Source organism: Streptomyces orinoci (assembly GCF_003121295.1).
GTDB classification, from domain to species: Bacteria; Actinomycetota; Actinomycetes; order Streptomycetales; family Streptomycetaceae; genus Streptomyces; species Streptomyces orinoci.
This window is the reverse complement of the sequence record NZ_PHNC01000031.1, coordinates 241,981-257,342: the sequence shown is the minus strand read 5'-3', so window position 1 is coordinate 257,342 and position 15,362 is coordinate 241,981. Positions and strand designations below refer to the sequence as shown.

Annotated in this window: 20 protein-coding genes; 8 read left to right on the top strand and 12 right to left on the bottom strand. The window is 70.8% G+C overall.

Annotated features, from left to right (window positions below):
- Positions 1-27: 27 nt before the first annotated feature.
- From CV755_RS23250 to CV755_RS23240, 3 genes are read left to right on the top strand one after another with little or no spacing between them, the layout of a single operon-like run.
- The gene (locus CV755_RS23250) at positions 28-1,071 is read left to right on the top strand and encodes a YhgE/Pip domain-containing protein (protein WP_109282236.1); all 1,044 of its coding nucleotides are present in this window, start codon (positions 28-30) and stop codon (positions 1,069-1,071) included.
- 35 nt (positions 1,072-1,106) lie between these two features.
- The gene (locus tag CV755_RS23245; protein WP_109282235.1) at positions 1,107-1,907 is read left to right on the top strand and encodes a hypothetical protein; all 801 of its coding nucleotides are present in this window, start codon (positions 1,107-1,109) and stop codon (positions 1,905-1,907) included.
- A gap of 10 nt (positions 1,908-1,917) precedes the next feature.
- On the top strand, positions 1,918-2,262 hold the full coding sequence (locus CV755_RS23240) for a rhodanese-like domain-containing protein (RefSeq protein ID WP_109282234.1): 345 nt from the start codon (positions 1,918-1,920) through the stop codon (positions 2,260-2,262).
- Between the two features lie 193 nt (positions 2,263-2,455).
- On the opposite strand, the gene CV755_RS36785 is transcribed toward CV755_RS23240, so the two are convergent.
- From CV755_RS36785 to paaA, 7 genes are all read right to left on the bottom strand, one after another.
- Positions 2,456-2,587, bottom strand: coding sequence for a hypothetical protein (locus tag CV755_RS36785; protein ID WP_277751851.1), 132 nt, complete (start codon positions 2,585-2,587; stop codon positions 2,456-2,458).
- Between the two features lie 66 nt (positions 2,588-2,653).
- A complete protein-coding gene (locus CV755_RS23235) occupies positions 2,654-3,760 on the bottom strand; it encodes an acyl-CoA dehydrogenase family protein (RefSeq protein WP_109282233.1) in 1,107 nt (368 codons plus the stop codon).
- 57 nt (positions 3,761-3,817) lie between these two features.
- The gene (locus CV755_RS23230) at positions 3,818-4,897 is read right to left on the bottom strand and encodes a 2Fe-2S iron-sulfur cluster-binding protein (RefSeq protein WP_109282232.1); all 1,080 of its coding nucleotides are present in this window, start codon (positions 4,895-4,897) and stop codon (positions 3,818-3,820) included.
- Positions 4,897-5,424, bottom strand: coding sequence for a 1,2-phenylacetyl-CoA epoxidase subunit PaaD (gene paaD / locus CV755_RS23225; RefSeq protein WP_109282231.1), 528 nt, complete (start codon positions 5,422-5,424; stop codon positions 4,897-4,899). The genes CV755_RS23230 and paaD overlap by 1 nt, the downstream gene beginning before the upstream one ends.
- Positions 5,418-6,125, bottom strand: a complete 708-nt coding sequence (gene paaC / locus CV755_RS23220; protein ID WP_109282230.1) for a 1,2-phenylacetyl-CoA epoxidase subunit PaaC — start codon at positions 6,123-6,125, stop codon at positions 5,418-5,420. Before paaC ends, paaD begins: the two co-directional genes overlap by 7 nt.
- 14 nt (positions 6,126-6,139) lie before the next feature.
- Positions 6,140-6,430, bottom strand: a complete 291-nt coding sequence (gene paaB, locus CV755_RS23215; RefSeq protein WP_109282229.1) for a 1,2-phenylacetyl-CoA epoxidase subunit PaaB — start codon at positions 6,428-6,430, stop codon at positions 6,140-6,142.
- The gene (gene paaA / locus CV755_RS23210) at positions 6,427-7,389 is read right to left on the bottom strand and encodes a 1,2-phenylacetyl-CoA epoxidase subunit PaaA (RefSeq protein ID WP_109282228.1); all 963 of its coding nucleotides are present in this window, start codon (positions 7,387-7,389) and stop codon (positions 6,427-6,429) included. Before paaA ends, paaB begins: the two co-directional genes overlap by 4 nt.
- Positions 7,390-8,021: 632 nt before the next feature.
- On the opposite strand from paaA, the gene CV755_RS23205 reads away from it, so the two are divergent.
- Both CV755_RS23205 and CV755_RS23200 read left to right on the top strand, forming a co-directional pair.
- Entirely contained in the window at positions 8,022-8,615 is a 594-nt protein-coding gene (locus tag CV755_RS23205; protein WP_153068741.1) for a DUF5819 family protein, read from the top strand.
- Positions 8,612-9,847 (top strand): HTTM domain-containing protein, encoded by a 1,236-nt coding sequence (locus CV755_RS23200; protein ID WP_193553463.1) that lies wholly within the window; start codon positions 8,612-8,614, stop codon positions 9,845-9,847. The genes CV755_RS23205 and CV755_RS23200 overlap by 4 nt, the downstream gene beginning before the upstream one ends.
- A 10-nt stretch (positions 9,848-9,857) precedes the next feature.
- Here the strand turns inward: CV755_RS23200 and CV755_RS23195 are convergent, their stop codons facing one another.
- The 5 genes from CV755_RS23195 to CV755_RS23175 all read right to left on the bottom strand — a co-directional run bounded on the left by CV755_RS23195 (position 9,858) and on the right by CV755_RS23175 (position 13,086).
- Positions 9,858-10,226 carry a hypothetical protein gene (locus CV755_RS23195; RefSeq protein ID WP_109282226.1) on the bottom strand — a complete coding sequence of 123 codons (369 nt, stop codon included), beginning with the start codon at positions 10,224-10,226 and terminating at the stop codon, positions 9,858-9,860.
- Positions 10,227-10,327: 101 nt separating this feature from the next.
- A complete protein-coding gene (locus CV755_RS23190; RefSeq protein WP_109282225.1) occupies positions 10,328-11,131 on the bottom strand; it encodes a hypothetical protein in 804 nt (267 codons plus the stop codon).
- A gap of 9 nt (positions 11,132-11,140) precedes the next feature.
- Positions 11,141-12,121, bottom strand: coding sequence for a radical SAM/SPASM domain-containing protein (locus CV755_RS23185; protein WP_241561364.1), 981 nt, complete (start codon positions 12,119-12,121; stop codon positions 11,141-11,143).
- 82 nt (positions 12,122-12,203) lie between these two features.
- Positions 12,204-12,539 (bottom strand): DUF7848 domain-containing protein, encoded by a 336-nt coding sequence (locus CV755_RS37370; RefSeq protein ID WP_479681642.1) that lies wholly within the window; start codon positions 12,537-12,539, stop codon positions 12,204-12,206.
- A 292-nt stretch (positions 12,540-12,831) separates the two neighbouring features.
- The gene (locus CV755_RS23175; RefSeq protein ID WP_153068740.1) at positions 12,832-13,086 is read right to left on the bottom strand and encodes a hypothetical protein; all 255 of its coding nucleotides are present in this window, start codon (positions 13,084-13,086) and stop codon (positions 12,832-12,834) included.
- Positions 13,087-13,201: 115 nt separating this feature from the next.
- Here CV755_RS23175 and CV755_RS23170 point away from each other — a divergent pair, with 115 nt between their 5' ends.
- The 3 genes from CV755_RS23170 (at position 13,202) to CV755_RS23160 (ending at position 15,323) form a co-directional block, all read left to right on the top strand.
- Entirely contained in the window at positions 13,202-14,401 is a 1,200-nt protein-coding gene (locus CV755_RS23170; RefSeq protein WP_241561363.1) for a helix-turn-helix domain-containing protein, read from the top strand.
- A 140-nt stretch (positions 14,402-14,541) separates the two neighbouring features.
- Positions 14,542-14,841 carry a 4a-hydroxytetrahydrobiopterin dehydratase gene (locus CV755_RS23165; protein ID WP_109282223.1) on the top strand — a complete coding sequence of 100 codons (300 nt, stop codon included), beginning with the start codon at positions 14,542-14,544 and terminating at the stop codon, positions 14,839-14,841.
- Between the two features lie 188 nt (positions 14,842-15,029).
- Positions 15,030-15,323 (top strand): DUF6087 family protein, encoded by a 294-nt coding sequence (locus CV755_RS23160; RefSeq protein ID WP_109282222.1) that lies wholly within the window; start codon positions 15,030-15,032, stop codon positions 15,321-15,323.
- Positions 15,324-15,362: the final 39 nt, after the last annotated feature.

Sequence of the window (15,362 nt, the reverse complement as noted above, 5' to 3'; positions counted from 1 at the left end):
TGATCCAAGACCCGAGAGGGGGCCGCCATGAGGCCCGCGCTGCGTCATGTCCTGACCCATCTGCTCACCCCTTTGCTGATGTGCCTCGGCATGGGGCTCGCCTACCTGGGCGCCTTCGCCGACCCTTCCCCGCACCAGCTGCCGGTGGCGGTGGTCGGCTCCGGGCCCAGGGCCCAGGTGCTGGCCCAGTCCATTGAGGAGAAGGCCGGGGACGGCCGGCTTGAGGTACGCACCGTCGCCAGCCGGGCCGAGGCGGTGCGCCAGCTGGAGCACCAGCGGGTGTTCGGCGCCTATGTCCCGGACCGCCGCGCGCCCGAGCTGCTGACCGCCTCGGCGGGCTCGGACACCACCGCCTCGGTGGTGCAGAAGGTCTTCGCCCCGGTCGCCGAGCGGCAGCAGGCGCCGCTGAAGGTCACCGATGTGGTGCCGCCCGCCGAACACGACCCCACCGGGCAGGGCATCTTCTTCCTGCTGGTGGCGCTGAGCATCGGCTCCTATGCCTCGGTCGCGGTGATCGGCGGCGCGGGCGGGGCGCTGCCGATGCGGATCCGCGCCCTGCTGGCGGCGGCCACCTCGCTGGTGGTGAGCCTGATCGGGGTGGTGCTGGCCAGGCCGGTGTTCCACCTGGTCGAGCACGACCTGTGGGGGGTCTGGGGGATGGCCTGGGCCTACTCGGCGGGCATCCTGCTGATCGGCACCGGGCTGCACACCTTCCTCAAGCGGTGGACCACCCTGGGCGTGATGGTGTTGTTCGTCATGCTCAACTTCACCAGCTCCGGCGGGGTCTTCCGGCCCGAGATGCAGAGCGGTTTCTTCGCCTCGCTGCACTCCTTCTGGAACGGCGCGGGCTTTGTGGAGGGCGTACGCAGCCTGCTCTACTTCGGCCGCAGCGGCCTGGGCGGACATCTGTGGACGCTGGGGCTGTGGCTGCTGGCGGGGCTGGCGATGGTCGCGGTGGCCTGGCGCGCGGAGTCCCGGCGGGAGGGGGCCGCGGCCCCGGCTCCGGCTGCTGCTCCGGCTCCGGCTTCGGCGGACGCCGAGGAGGAGATGGAGGCGGCGGTCGGCGTCTGACCGCCGTGGCCCCCGGGAGCTCGTACGCTGGGCGGGTGACGAATCCGGAGGCGGAATCCAGGGAACCGGGCACCGAGCGGCTGGAGCAGGCGGTGCTCACGGCCGAGCAGGCGCTGATCGAGTTCGAGATAGCGGTCGAGACCTTCCGGGTGGAGGTGGAGAACTTCTCCCGGCTGCACCACCAGCGGCTGGGCCCGCTGTACGCCACGCTGGACCGGCTGGACGCCCGGATCGCCGAGGCGGTGGCCGCCCGCACCGGTGACCCCGAGGACCTGCGCAAGGCCCAGGAGGCGGCGGCGCTGGTGGCGCCCATGCCGGGCATTGACCAGCTGTTCGGCGGCTGGCTGGAGGAGGACGGGTTCACCCCGGAGGCCATGGCCATGCTCACCGGACAGCCGGTGCGGCCGCCCAAGCGGGTACGGCCCAGCGACGCCGCCCGCAAGACCTACCGCGAGCTGGTCCGCCAGGCCCACCCCGACCTGGCCCGGGACGAGCCCGAGCGGGAGCGGCGGGAGGCGTTCCTGGTCCGGGTCAACGCCGCCTACGCGGCCGGGGACGAGGCGCTGCTGGAGGAACTGGCCGAGGAGTGGGCCGCGGGTCCGGTCCCGCCCCAGCGGCGGCCCGGCCGGGCGGAGGAGCTCTACGCCCGGCTGGAGTGGCTGGCCGAGCGCAAGGAGATGCTCTCCGGGCTGGTGGCCGAGCTGGAGGAGTCCGCGATCGGCTCCATGATCAGGATGGCGCCGGAGGACCCGGACGGGCTGCTGGAGGAGATCGCGGCGGGCTTGCGCGCCCAGATCGCCGAGCGGGAGGCCCGGCTGGCCGGGCTGGTCGGGTAGCGTCGGCCCCATGAGTTTTGGAGCGTCAATCCCCACCATCGAGGTCGCCGAGCTGGCGCCGGACGCGTTTCTGCTGGACGTCCGGGAGGACGACGAGTGGGAGGCCGGGCATGCGGAGGGTGCGCTGCACCTTCCGATGAGTGAGTTCATCGCCCGCTTCGGGGAGCTGACGGAGGCTGCCCCGGAGGGGCCGATCCATGTGATCTGCCGCTCCGGCGGGCGGTCCGCCCAGGTCACCAACTACCTGGTGCAGCAGGGGCTGGACGCGGTGAATGTGGCCGGCGGGATGCAGGTCTGGGAGGCGGCGGGGCGGCCGGTGGTGCGCGCGGGTGGCGCGCCGGGTTCCGTGATCTAGCGATCCGTGCGGTGCCGGGTGCGGCGCCGTTTCGCCCCGCCTGCGGCCTTTCGCCCCGCCTGCGGCGGGGCCCTCCCCGCCCACGGGCCGTACGACGCCAACGGCGCCCAGCCCACCGATGGAGACGGCAACCTGCTGTGCGCCGGGTAACGGGTGGTGCGCGGGTGGGGTCAACCCGCCGAAGGCGGGTGCACTACGACGCGTCGTAGTCCGTATCCAGCCGCTCCCGTGCCTCCCGCAGCCCCTCCTCCTCCGGCTCGTTCTCGCCCTCGGCCTGCCGGGCTGCCGTGTCCGTCGTGTCCGGGAACTGGTCATTGATGCCCATGGCCCCATGGACGCACCCCGGGACCACCCCCGCACCCGGGAACCGCCAACCAGGTGACGGCGACGGCTACCCCCCGGCCGCCAGCCATCCCCCCAGCTCCTCCTCCCACGCCGCCCCCGCCCCCAGCGCCAGCTCCAGCCGCTTGCCCCAGGCGTGGTACCGGTGCAGCGCATAACTGACGTCCGCGCCGAAGCCGCCGTGCAGATGCTGGGCCGTGGCCAGCACCCGGCGCACCCCTTCCGCGGCCCACACCTTCGCCACCGCCACCTCCGCCGGTGCCGGTCCGGGCCCGGATTCCAGGCGCCAGGCGGCCTGCCAGAGGGTGGCCTCCATGGCCAGCAGGTCCGTATAGCGGTCGGCCGCCTGCATGGCCACCGCCTGGAACGTGGCCAGCGGATGCCCGAACTGCTCACGCTTTCCGGTGTATTCGGCCGTCATCCGCAGCGCCGTCCCGCCCACTCCCAGGGCCAGCGCGCACACCCCCGTGGCCAGCACGGCCCGTAGCCAGGCCCAGGCGCCCTCGGCGGCCAGCACCCGCTCGGTACGGGCCCGGTCCAGCCGCAGTTCGGCCAGCGGTTCGCCATCGGTGCCCACCTGGGCGGCGGTGGTCACGCCCGCGGCGCCCGGCGCCACCAGCGCCAGCACGGCCCGCCCGTCCGGGGTGTGCGCGGGCAGCAGCACCGCGTCCGCGCACCCGCCCCAGGGCACGGTGGTGTGCCTGCCCTCCAGCACCCAGCCGCCATCCGCCAACTGCCGTGCCGAGACGGCCAGTTCGGCGGTGCCATGTCCGGTGCTGCCCTCGGCGGCCACCGTCACCGCCGCCTCGCCCCGGGCGATCCGCGGCAGCAGGCCCCAGGGGTCGCCGTAGCGGGCCAGGGTGAGCGCCGCCGCGCCGGTCTCCGCCAGCGGGACCCGGGCCAGTACCCGCCCGGCCTCGCGGAGCACCAGGCACAGGGCGAGCGGGCCCAGGCCCGCACCGCCCGCCGACGTGGGAACGCCCAGGCCCAGCAGGTCCGCCGCGGCCAGCCGCCGCCACAGCGCCCGGTCGAAGTCCTCCGCGACCGGGCCCCGCGTCAGCGCCGGGCTGGGCACGGTGTCCGGGGTGACCTGGGCGAAGACGCCCCGGGCCGCCTCGGCGGCCGCCTGCTGCTCCTCGGTGAAGGTGAAGTCCACGGCCTGGGCCCCCGATCTGACGCAGCGTCAAAAAGCCAGGGGCACACGGTAGGGCGGTCAGCGGTCGAAGTCCAGCTCCACCTGCTCGGTGACCGGATGCGACTGGCAGGCCAGCACATATCCGGCGGCCAACTCCTCCTCTTCCAGAGCGAAGTTGCGGTCCATCCGCACCTCGCCCTCGGCCAGGAACGCCCGGCAGGTCCCGCACACCCCGCCCTTGCAGGCGTATGGCGCGTCGGGCCGGTTGCGCAGCACCGTCTCCAGCAGCGTCTCGCCCTCCCGTACCGGCCAGCTGCCGCTCCGCCCGTCCAGATGCGCGGTCACCGTGCTGTGCACGGCCGGAGCCGGGGAGGCCGGACGGTCCGCCGCCACCTCGCCGCCCACGTGGAAGATCTCCTGGTGGATGCGCTCCCGGGGCACGCCCAGGGTGCGCAGCGCCCGTTCCGCGCCCCGTACCAGACCGTAGGGCCCGCACAGATACCAGCCGGCCACCGGTTCCACCGGCAGCAGGGCGGGCAGCAGGGTGACCAGCCGCTGCTCGTCCAGCCGTCCGGAGACCGGGCCCGCCTGCCGCTCCTCGCGGGAGAGGGTCTGCACCACCTGGAGGCGGCCGGGATAGCGGTCCTTGAGGTCGGCGATCTCGTCCAGGAACATCGTGGAGGCGCTGGTGCGGTCGCTGCGGATCAGGGTGAAGCGGGCCCGGGGCTCCCGGGCCAGCAGGGTGGTGAGCATGCAGAGCACCGGGGTGATGCCGCTGCCGCCGACCACCGCCGCGAAGTGCCCGGGCCGCGGCTGGAGGACGAACCGGCCGGCCGGCGGCAGCACCTCCACCGTGTCCCCCGCCGCCAGTTCCTTGAGCGCGTAGGGGGAGAACGCCCCGCCGTCCACCAGCCGTACCGCCACCCGCAGCGAGGCGGGCCCCTCCGGCCCCGGGGCCGGGCCGCAGATCGAGTAGTTGCGCCGGATCTCCTCGCCGTCCACCCGTCTGCGCAGCGCCAGATGCTGTCCCGGCGCGTGCCGGAAGACCGCCCGCAGGCCGGGCGGGACCGCGAAGGTGAGGGCCACCGAGTCATCGGTGAGCCGGTCCACCGCCGTCACCCGCAGCGGGTGGAAGACGCCATGGCGGGCCGCGGCCATCACAACTCCTTGAAGTGGTCGAAGGGTTCGCGGCAGCGGTCACAGCGGCGCAGCGCCTTGCACGCGGTGGAGGAGAAGCGGCTGAGCAGGGTGGTGTCGGGGGAGCCGCAGTGCGGGCAGCGCACCGGATCCTGCTGCGATTCGGCGGTCCGCGTGGGGCCCAGGGCGACTGCTACGGGCCCCGCCCGGTGCCCGGCCGGGCGCGGTGGCGCGATGCCGGACTCGGCGAGCTTGCGGCGCCCCTCGGCGCTGATGTCGTCCGTGGACCAGGGCGGCGAGAGCACGGTACGTACCGTCACCTCGGCCACCCCGCGCTCCCGCAGCACCCGCCGTACATCGGCCGCCATCGCCTCGATGGCCGGGCAGCCGGTGTAGGTGGGGGTGAGGTCCACCTCCACCCGGCCGGGGCCGGTGCGGCGGACATCGCGCAGTACGCCCAGCTCGGCCAGGCTGACCACCGGCAGCTCGGGGTCGGGCACCGCCCCGGCCAGGGCGCGCAGTTCCTCCTCCGGGACGGTCGTCACCATGACGCCCCCGGGTGGCTGCGGTGCAGATGCTGCATTTCGGCCAGCATCCGGCCGAAGGGCTCGGTGTGGATGCCCTGCCGCCCGGCCCCGGCCGTCCAGGCGTCGCCCTGCGGGCCCTGGGGGAGGGTGAGGGTGGCTTCCCGGAGAGTCCCGCCGACCAGGGTGAGCCAGTCCTCGCGCAGCGCGGCCCAGTCCACCGCCACGCCCTCCACCGGCTCGAACAGCTCGCCGGTGTAACGCCACAGCGCGTCCAGGGCGTGCTGCATCCGCCGGTGGCTCTCCTCGGTGCCGTCGCCCAGCCGCAGGGTCCAGTGCTCGGCATGATCGCGGTGGTAGGCGGTCTCCTTGACCGCCTTGGCGGCCAGCGGGGCGAACGGGCCGTTCCCGGCTGCCAGTTGGGCGTAGAGCAGATGCTGGTAGACGGAGAAGTACAGCTGCCGGGCGATGGTGTGCGCGAAGTCGCCGTTGGGCTGCTCGGTCAACTGGGTGTTGGTGAAGGCCCGTTCCTCACGCAGATAGGCCAGTTCGTCCTCGTCCCCGGCCATGGAGAGCAGGGTACGGGCCTGGCCGAGCAGGTCGAGCGCGATATTGGCCAGGGCGACCTCCTCCTCCAGCACCGGGGCGTGCCCGGCCCATTCGCCCAGCCGGTGCGAGAGCACCAGCGCGTCATCGCCCAGGGCCAGGGCGGCGGTCCTCGTCATAGGTGCCACAGGAGTCACAGGTGCTTCACCCCCTCCGGGATCTCATAGAAGGTGGGGTGCCGGTACGGCTTGTCGGCGGCGGGCTCGAAGAAGGGGTCCTTCTCGTCCGGCGAGGAGGCGGTGATCGCCGCGGAGGGCACCACCCAGACCGAGACGCCCTCATTGCGCCGGGTGTAGAGGTCGCGTGCGTTGCGCAGCGCCATCCGGGCGTCCGGGGCGTGCAGGCTCCCGGCGTGGGTGTGGGACAGCCCGCGGCGGGAGCGGACGAACACCTCCCACAGCGGCCAGTCGGTGCTGCTGGTCATGCCCGGTCCTCCTGGTGTGCGGTGGCGTGCTTGGCGGCGTAGGCGGTGGCGGCGTCCCGTACCCAGGCGCCGTTCTCATGGGCGGCGCGGCGCTGGGCCAGCCGCTCGGCGTTGCACGGGCCATTGCCGCGCAGCACCTCGTTGAACTCGTCCCAGTCGATGGGCCCGAAGTCGTAGTGCCCGCGCTCCTCGTTCCAGCGCAGGGCGGGGTCGGGCAGGGTCAGCCCCAGGGATTCGGCCTGCGGCACACAGATGTCCACAAAGCGCTGGCGCAGCTCGTCATTGGAGTGCCGCTTGATCTTCCAGGCCATGGACTGGCCGGAGTGCGCGGACTGCTCGTCCGGCGGCCCGAACATCATCAGCGAGGGCCACCACCAGCGGTTGACCGCGTCCTGGGCCATGGCGTGCTGGGCCTCGGTGCCCCGGCTGAGGGCCAGCAGCAGCTCATAGCCCTGGCGCTGGTGGAAGGACTCCTCCTTGCAGATGCGCACCATGGCGCGGGCGTACGGGCCGTACGAGCACCGGCACAGCGGCACCTGGTTGGTGATCGCGGCGCCGTCCACCAGCCAGCCGATGGCGCCGACGTCGGCCCAGGTGAGGGTGGGGTAGTTGAAGATCGAGGAGTAGCGCTGGCGGCCGGAGTGCAGCTTGTCCAGCAACTCCTCGCGGTCCACGCCCAGGGTTTCGGCGGCGCTGTAGAGGTAGAGGCCGTGGCCCGCCTCGTCCTGCACCTTGGCCATCAGGATCGCCTTGCGGCGCAGCGAGGGCGCCCTGGTGATCCAGTTGGCCTCCGGCTGCATGCCGATGATCTCGGAGTGGGCGTGCTGGGCGATCTGGCGCACCAGGGTGGCGCGATAGGCGTCGGGCATCCAGTCGCGGGGCTCGATGCGCTCGTCGGCGGCCACGGCGGCGTCGAAGACCGCCTCGGGGGTCGCCGTGTGCGGCACCGTCGTCGTCATGCCGTGCCCTGCCTCTCTGTCTGCGCGGAGGCCCGCCCGGAGCGGCCCCCTACCGACCGATCGTTCGGTTCAATGGTGCGGGCCCCGCTTGTGAGGTGTCAAGGCGTGGCGGGCGTCGGTAGCGTGCTCCAGGCAAGTCCCGACCAGGCGTCGGTGAGCGGACGGCACCCATAGGAATCGGGGCGTTTGAGGGCAATGGCGATGGCAGTGGAGATGGCAGTGCTCAGGGCTGTGGACAAGTGATGCCGGCGGACGAGACGGGAACGGCGGCGGGGAGGCCCCTCGTCCCCGCGCCGGCCGGTGAGCGTCCCGCCCCGGCGGGGGCCGGGAATCCTTCGGCGGCGGAGGGGAGGTCGTCCGTCCCGGTTGAGGGGGACCCCTCCGCCCCGGCGATGGCCGGTCAGCGTTCTGTCCCGGCGGGGCACGGGAGCCCTTCAGCGGCGGCCGGGGAGCGCTCCGCCCCGGCGGGGGGCGGGAGCCCTTCCATCCCGGCGGCGGCCGGGGAGGGCCCTGTCCCGGCGAGAGCCGGGAACGCTTCACCGGCGGCGGGGAGCTCCCCCGCCCCATCAGCCCCCACAGCACCCCCCGCCCCGACCGGCTGGGCCGGGCTGTCCCGGCCCGGGCGGCTGGTGGTGGCGGGCGGCGGCGCGCTGGTGGCCCTGGCCACCGCCGTCCACCTGGTGATGGTGTTCTTCCATGTGGCCCCGCCCAACACGGTCAGCCGGCAGCACGCCCGGGCCATCAGCCAGTACGTCCTGCCCGAGTACGAGCAGAACTGGAAGCTCTTCGCCCCCAACCCGCTCCAGCAGAACATCTCCGTCCAGGTACGCCCCAAGCTGCGCGGCCCCGACGGCCGCGTGATCACCGGCGACTGGATCGACCTCTCCGCCCAGGACGGTGCCGCGATACGTCACAACCCCTTCCCCAGCCACACCCAGCAGAACCAGCTGCGCCGGGCCTGGGACTTCTACTCCAACTCCCATGACCAGCAGGAACATCCGCTGGGCCTGCGCGGCCGCCTCTCCGAGGCGTATCTGCGCCGCCTGGTGATCGCCCGGATAGGCACCATGCGCGACGGACGCACCGTGGACCAGGTGCAACTGCGCCTGGTCAGCACCCCGGTGGGCCCGCCCCCCTTCAGCGGGCAGCACTCCGACACCACCCCCTCCTACCGGGAGCTGGCCTGGTGGCTCATCACCGCCGAGGATCTGCCGGGGGACCGATGAGCACGCTCCAGCGGGCCGGACGGCCTCTCACCCGCCTCACCGACCTCACCCGCCTTACCCACCTCACCGACCGGGCCCTGGGCCCGTACCAGACGGCCGTGATCCGCATCGGCCTGTCCTTCACCTGGCTGTGCTTCCTGCTGCGCGAGTGGCCCAACCGGCACCGGCTCTACGGTCCGGACGGCCCCTGGAGCTGGTCTCTGGCCCGCCAACTCATCACCGACAACGGGGCGTTCACCGCCCTGCTGTGGAACCGCTCCGACTGGTGGTTCGAGAGCTGCTATCTGCTGGCCATGGCCTCCGCCCTGCTGCTGATGCTGGGCTGGCACACCCGGGCCATGTCCGTACTGTCCATGATCGGTGTGGTGTCCCTGCAGAACCGCACCGTCTTCGTCGGTGACGGCGGGGACAACGTCCTGCACCTGATGGCGCTCTATCTGGTGCTCACCCGCTGCGGCCGGGTCTGGTCCCTGGACGCCCGCCGCCGGCGCCGCGCCACCAGCGGGGCGGGCGGCCTGGTCCTGTGGATCTGCTGCGGACTGGCCCTGGCCCTCGTCCAGACCTGCACCGAAGCCCGGCTGCACTGGACGGACCACGGCCCGCTGCCCGGCCTGGGCTGGGCCGCCGCCCTGTGGGGCCTCTGGCTGGTGCACGCCCTGTGGTGGCTGGCCTGCGAGTACGCCCCCGGCGAGCCGCGCTCCGTACTGGACGCCCTGGCCAACCTGATCCACAATGCCGCGCTGCTGGTCATCATGGCCGAGGTCTGCCTGATCTACGCCACCGCCGGCTGGTACAAAATACAAGGCACCCTCTGGCAGGACGGCACCGCGCTCTACTACCCCCTGCACCTGGACTACTTCACCCCCTGGCCCTGGCTCTCCCATCTGCTGGCCGGCAGCGGCCTGATGGTGCTGATCCTCAGCTATGCCACGGTCGCCATGCAGGTGGCATTCCCCTTCACCCTGGCCAACCGCCGCCTGAAGAATGCCCTGTTGGTGGTGATGATGGCCGAACACCTGGGCATCGCCGTCCTGTTGGGCCTCCCCTTCTTCTCCCTGGCCATGCTGGCCGCGGACGCGGTGTTCCTGCCGACGTCGTTCCTGCGGTGGGCGGGGGATGCGGTGTCCCGGCGGTTCCGCGAGGTGCGCGCCCGGGTTCCCGCGCAGCGGGGCGGCCCGCCGGTGGCGGGTGAACGGGCGGGCCTGACCGGAGGGGGTGGACCGGGGCGGTAGGTCCAGCCGCTCACCCGGGCACCAGGGCCTTCACCTCGCGCTCGGCCGTCTGCCAGATGTCGGCAATCTCCATGAGAGCGGCTTGTTGCTCCCCGTCATCCGCGGTGGTGTTGAAGGTCTTCTCCGCCGCGTGGAAGCGAACAGCACACTCCGGATCGCGCTCAATGGCCACGATGACGCCCCATTTGAAGTGGAACATCCGGATTGGCCCGACACTGCTCTCCTGGGCGGCCTGAACGAAGGCTTGCTGCATGTCCTCGAAGATCTCCGGCAACCGCCCTGGGGCCACCGTCGCGACAGCCCGGCGAAGCGCAGGCCAGGTCAGCTCCGGCATCGGGATCAACGGCCCGTTGTGGTGGTGCACAGGCTGGCTGCTCATGCGGAAGTCGCCTCCTGGATCGACGGGTACATCGGACTGTCGATTGGTTCCACCGCGAGGACTGGATGCGGCGGATGGATCGATCAGGGACGGCGGTGTACCTACTCTTCGCGGATGCCCCGGTGGGCTGCCCATGCCTGATTCGCTGCCAGCATCGCCCAGAGCCACGAGGTATCCGGATTCCGCTCCGCGAACCGACGATGCATCCGCAGATTGGCTACGGCGAAGGCATCGATCGCTCTCGGATCCGCGTTTGACCACGCAGCGCAGCCGGTGGCCCAGGACTCGGCGGACTCGGGGCTATGACCTGCGGCGACAAGCTGCACGACGAGACAGGCGGGGTCGATGAAGGCGGCACCGCGCGTCGGCCACGACCAGTCAACCGCCCAGGTGCCCCGGTCCCCGATCATCAGGTTGCCCGGGTTGATGTCGGTGTAGAGCAGCGCATCGCCCCGGAAAAGCGTGGTGTCTGCGTCTTGGGCGGCGAATCGGTCCCACCGCGTTTCCGTCCAGTCTCTGGCCACCTCGGGCAGGCCCAGTTCGCCAATGCGGTTGAGGAGGCCGACGACCGCGGGAAGATCGGGGGAGCCAGGTTCGAACGAAGCCGACCGCCCTTCGACGAAGTCGAAGCCGAGCACGATCCACTCGTCATCCTCCGCGTGCCAGCGCAGAGCGGGAGAGACGGGGACGACGGCCGGGTTGATCAGCCGTTCCCGGACGATGGAGTCACGGCGGCCCCCAGGCCGGTTGGGGACCGCCTTGACGAAGAACCGCCCCTTCTCACCCTCGACCAGGGCTGTGACGTCCGAGCTGTGGCCACCCGGGACGGGCCGGGTGCCGGCCAGGTTTCCGGTGTGCGGTTGGACCAGGGCCCAGAAGTCTCGGGAGGGGAGGGGGTGGCTCATGTGTCCTTCTCAGTTCCTCGGAGAGCACGAACTACCGGGGAAGCCCGGGGTGCACTCGTCTTCAGTCGGGCCACAGGGGCCGCTACCGCCCCCATTGCCCCCACTGCCTCCGCTACCGCCCTTGCCGCCTTTGCCGCCGCTGCTTCCGCCTCCGCTCCCCTTGTCCTTCTTGCCGGCTTCGATTCGGATGGCGGCATTGGCGCGGGCCATCTCGGCGCCGCTGAGGATATCGGCGAGCGGCGCGCGTTTGACGTTGCCGACACCCAGCCATGCCGACATGGGACATGGAGAGACCTCACCGGTGGGGCTGACGGCTGCCTTGCCGGATCCGCACCGACCGCACAGTTGAGCCATGTCCGGTGCCTGGCCATCGGCGCCACGCCCAAAGGGCCGGATACGGTCCACCCTGATCCTGGCTTTGTCCACGCCCAGGGCGGCGAGGTCCCGCAAGGCTTCGTCGGCGTGCCGTCCGCTCCCGTTGGTGGTGATGCCGACTCGAAGGGGAACGGCGAGTTGGACGGCCTTTTCGATGTTCGCTCGGGTCAGGCGGTGGCTACGTCGTTCTGTCATGGCGTCGTGCGCCTCGGCCTGAGCCGCGTAGTACGAGGTGGCGAGCGAGAACCCCTTGCGCTGGAAGAGTTTCCAGCACTCCGAGGAGACGTGAACGAGGTTGCTGTAGACCTCGACGTTCAACCCGATGGTCAAAGCGTGGTCGAGCAGTTCCGTGAAGTGCGGGTGCATGGTCGGCTCGCCGCCGATGAACTGGATGTCGCTGATGCCGTAGGCGGCGGCCTGGTCCAGGACCCCGGCCCAGTCGGCACGGGACATGGTGCCGTGAGTCCCCTCGGGGCCCGACTCGTTGAAGCAGTGCTTGCAAGAGAGCTGACACTTACGGGTCAGGTCCAGCCACAGAAGCCGAGTGGTGATCTGCTCCGCAGGTAGTGCTTGAGTTGCCATGCTTGTGCCCTTCTCCTCGTTGGCCAGGATCAACGCGGGGCTTTCCCCGCGTTGTCGTGCCCTCGCCCCGCCCGGCCGGGACCGTCCTCACCCAACGGGGCGACCGGGCGGGTGCTCATGAGGTTGCGCTCGCGCGTGCGAGCCTGAGCATTGGGGATGCCTCTATCGCTCTGGCGTGCTCAACCGTCTCGCCCTGGCTCACCATCACCGGCATGAGATCTTCGGGCGGTTCGAGCTGCATATAGTCGCTGAAGGTGCGGCGGTACCGGAGATGGCCTGTGTCCTGGGTGTGCTTTCGCGCCCACTCTTCGACTTGAGCGGGTCCCGGCAGCTCACCGGAGTCTGCGCCACAATCGGCGTCTTCCCCTGCGACGCATACTGCGCGGTATTCCGGCCAAGCGGTCCGGTCCTGGAGGATCGTGAATGGGACGTACCGGAAGCAGCGGCTCATGATCTCCCCCTCCACCGAGCAGATGACTCCACCCGAGCGAGACGGCGGACGGTGGTCGTACCCGCCACCTCGACCCGTCGGCAGACCTTTACGACGCTGTTCGGCTTCAATGCCACGGGACCGCGATCGGCGAAGTGCAAGACCCGGACCCGGGCCTCCTGTGCCGCCCTCATATCGGTCACCGGACGCCATTCGCCGTCAACGCGGAACAGGTCACCGATCCGGACCTGAGACGGGCCAATGATCCACATCCTCATGCCGGGCGGTGGCGTGGCTTCGCGTGGCCTCTCGCTCACCGCTGGGCCGTCCCCTGCTCCTCCTCGGCAACCCTGCCGCGAATCCACCGAGCGAACGCGTATGCGTCGGCCGAGAGCAGAGAGACATTGACCAGCCCGTGCCCATTGACGACCCCGGCAACATCCACGTCGCCGACCACCCTCATATCCATGAGGGCTTCCCTGACCTCCGCCACAGCGTTCTCGGCGATCGTCCGCGCCGATTCCTCCCGCGTCCGCGTCCGCATCCGCTGTTCCGCCGCAGTTCCCATCACTCATCCCCTTGATGTGACTGTCTGCCTACAACCAGTCAACTCCGGGCGAGCAAGGTGGACTTGCACAGAAGTTGCACAGTGGAGGTGTGCCAGGAAGCGGAACGTTGGGAACATGGAAACGACCCACTGCACCGAAGGGGATCTGATGGCCCACGAGGAACGTACGCCGGGACCGGGTAAGAACGTCGCTGTCCTCCGCAAGGAGCACAACCTAAGCCAAGCCCAGCTAGCGCGACGTGCCGGCGTGTCGCTGTCGATGCTGAGCAAGATCGAGACAGGCGACCGGGCCCTGACCCAGGGGATGGCCGCCGCTATCGCCGGCGCGATGGGCATCACCCTGGATGAGGTCCTGGGCAAGGCTCCGGTGGTAAGCGAGGACAACCTCAAAGACCTTCGAGCGGCAATGCGCCGATTCGACCTCGCGGGCGAACCGCCACGTTCGCTCCAGGAGTTGAAGCAGGACCTCTCGAAGCTCACCGCACACCGCTTCAACACGGACCTCGCCGAAGTGCTCTCACTTCTCCCGGACGTCTTGAGCCGGGCCCAGAACTACGCCCACGCGACGGGGACGCCAGAAGCCTGGGCGCTGGTGGCTGACACCTACAGCACTGTCTATTGGGTGGCCGCCCGGCACCGGTGGCTGGACCTCTGCGAGCTTGCTTCCATCAAGCAGGTGCTCGCCGCCGAACGGTCGGCACCACTGGTGGGAATCGTGGCGGCCCGCGACCAGGCAGGCATGTTTCTCAACAATGGCGATTTCGCAGGTGGGTTGGCCGTGGTCGAGCAGGCCATCTCAAAGGCGGAGTCCACGTTGACCGGGCCTGAGCGCGCGTTCGGCCTGGGCTGCCTGCACCTTCGGGGCCTGACCCTCGCCGGCCGACTGCGGGACAAGACCGAGGCCGACAAGCACATTGAACGGGCCCAGCGATTGGCCGAGGAGTTCCCGCAGGATGTGATCAAGCATGAGATGCACTTCGGCCCGCAGAACACGGCGGTTCATGTCATCTCGACATCCGGCGATCTCCGGAGGCACAGCAAGGCACTTCAGGTGTCCCAGGACCTGCAACGACAACGAATCACCCTTCCCGCAACGCGAGTTGGTCCGATGCACCTGGACACTGCGCGTGCCCGCTTGGCGCTCGGCGACCGGGATGGGGCACTGGACTCTCTTGAGCAGGCGTGGGAGGTGGCTCCGCAACTCGCGAAGGTGCATCCGACCAGTCAGGAGCTGTTTCGCGTCCTGCTGTCGCTCCACAAGCGAAGCAATCCGCGACTCAACAAGATCGCCAAACGGGTAAAGATTTCGATCTGACATTGTGGTGGAGACGGGCTCGGAACGGGCCCGGCGGGAGCTCGGCACCGTAGAAGCGGCCATGGCGCCATGGCAAGCTGAGTCGTCCGGCCAGGACCTGAGCGAGGTGCTGGAGCCCACCGGCGGCAGGGGTTTGAACCATGGCTGATGCTCTGACCAGAGAACAGATCGAGGCACGGATCCAGGGCCTGAAGGGCTGGTCCACGGACGGCCGCAAGATCGAGCGGTCCTACGCCGTACGGCACATCCAGGGCGCCGCGTTCATTGTCCATATCGCGGCCATTCAGAACGATCTCGGGCACCACTCGGACGCGACGCTCGGCTACCGGACAGTGCGGGTGTCGATCAGTTCAAGCGACCTGGGCGGCTATGTCGCCGAGCACGACATCGAACTGGCCCGCCGCATCGAGGCAGCCGCACCGGCTCATGGGGCGGTCTAACGGGCCGCCGGGCCGGTCCCGGCACCGTGCCCGGGTCCACCCGCCATGCCCGGTCCGTAGGCTTTGGCCCATGACCGCAACCGCCCCGCCCCAGTGGCAGCAGCACGCGCTGTTCACCGAGGGCGAGCCCGAGCAGGGCACCGCCGCGCCCCGGCCGACCACGGTCGCCGCCTGAGACCATCGAGGCCATGGGCAAGCACTCCCGACCCGGACCGCCGAACCAGCCGTCCCGCGCGATCCCGCGCGTGGACGACGGCGACCCGCTCGCCGCGTACGAGAAGCGGCGCCGCCCGCCGCTGGACGTCCGGCGCCGGCACCGCCCGCTCCACGGCGGTGGCGGACACCTCCGGCCCGACGAGCCGCGGGCACTGGAAGAGTGGAACGGGTTTTCGTACGAACCCGTGGGCGCCGCCGTGAACCTCGCGGAGGCCCAGCGGTGGGTGAGTGAACAGACGTCCGGCGACGAGTCGGCGGCATGGTGATCGGATCGGCGCTCGTATGGGCCATCCGCCGCCGCAGGT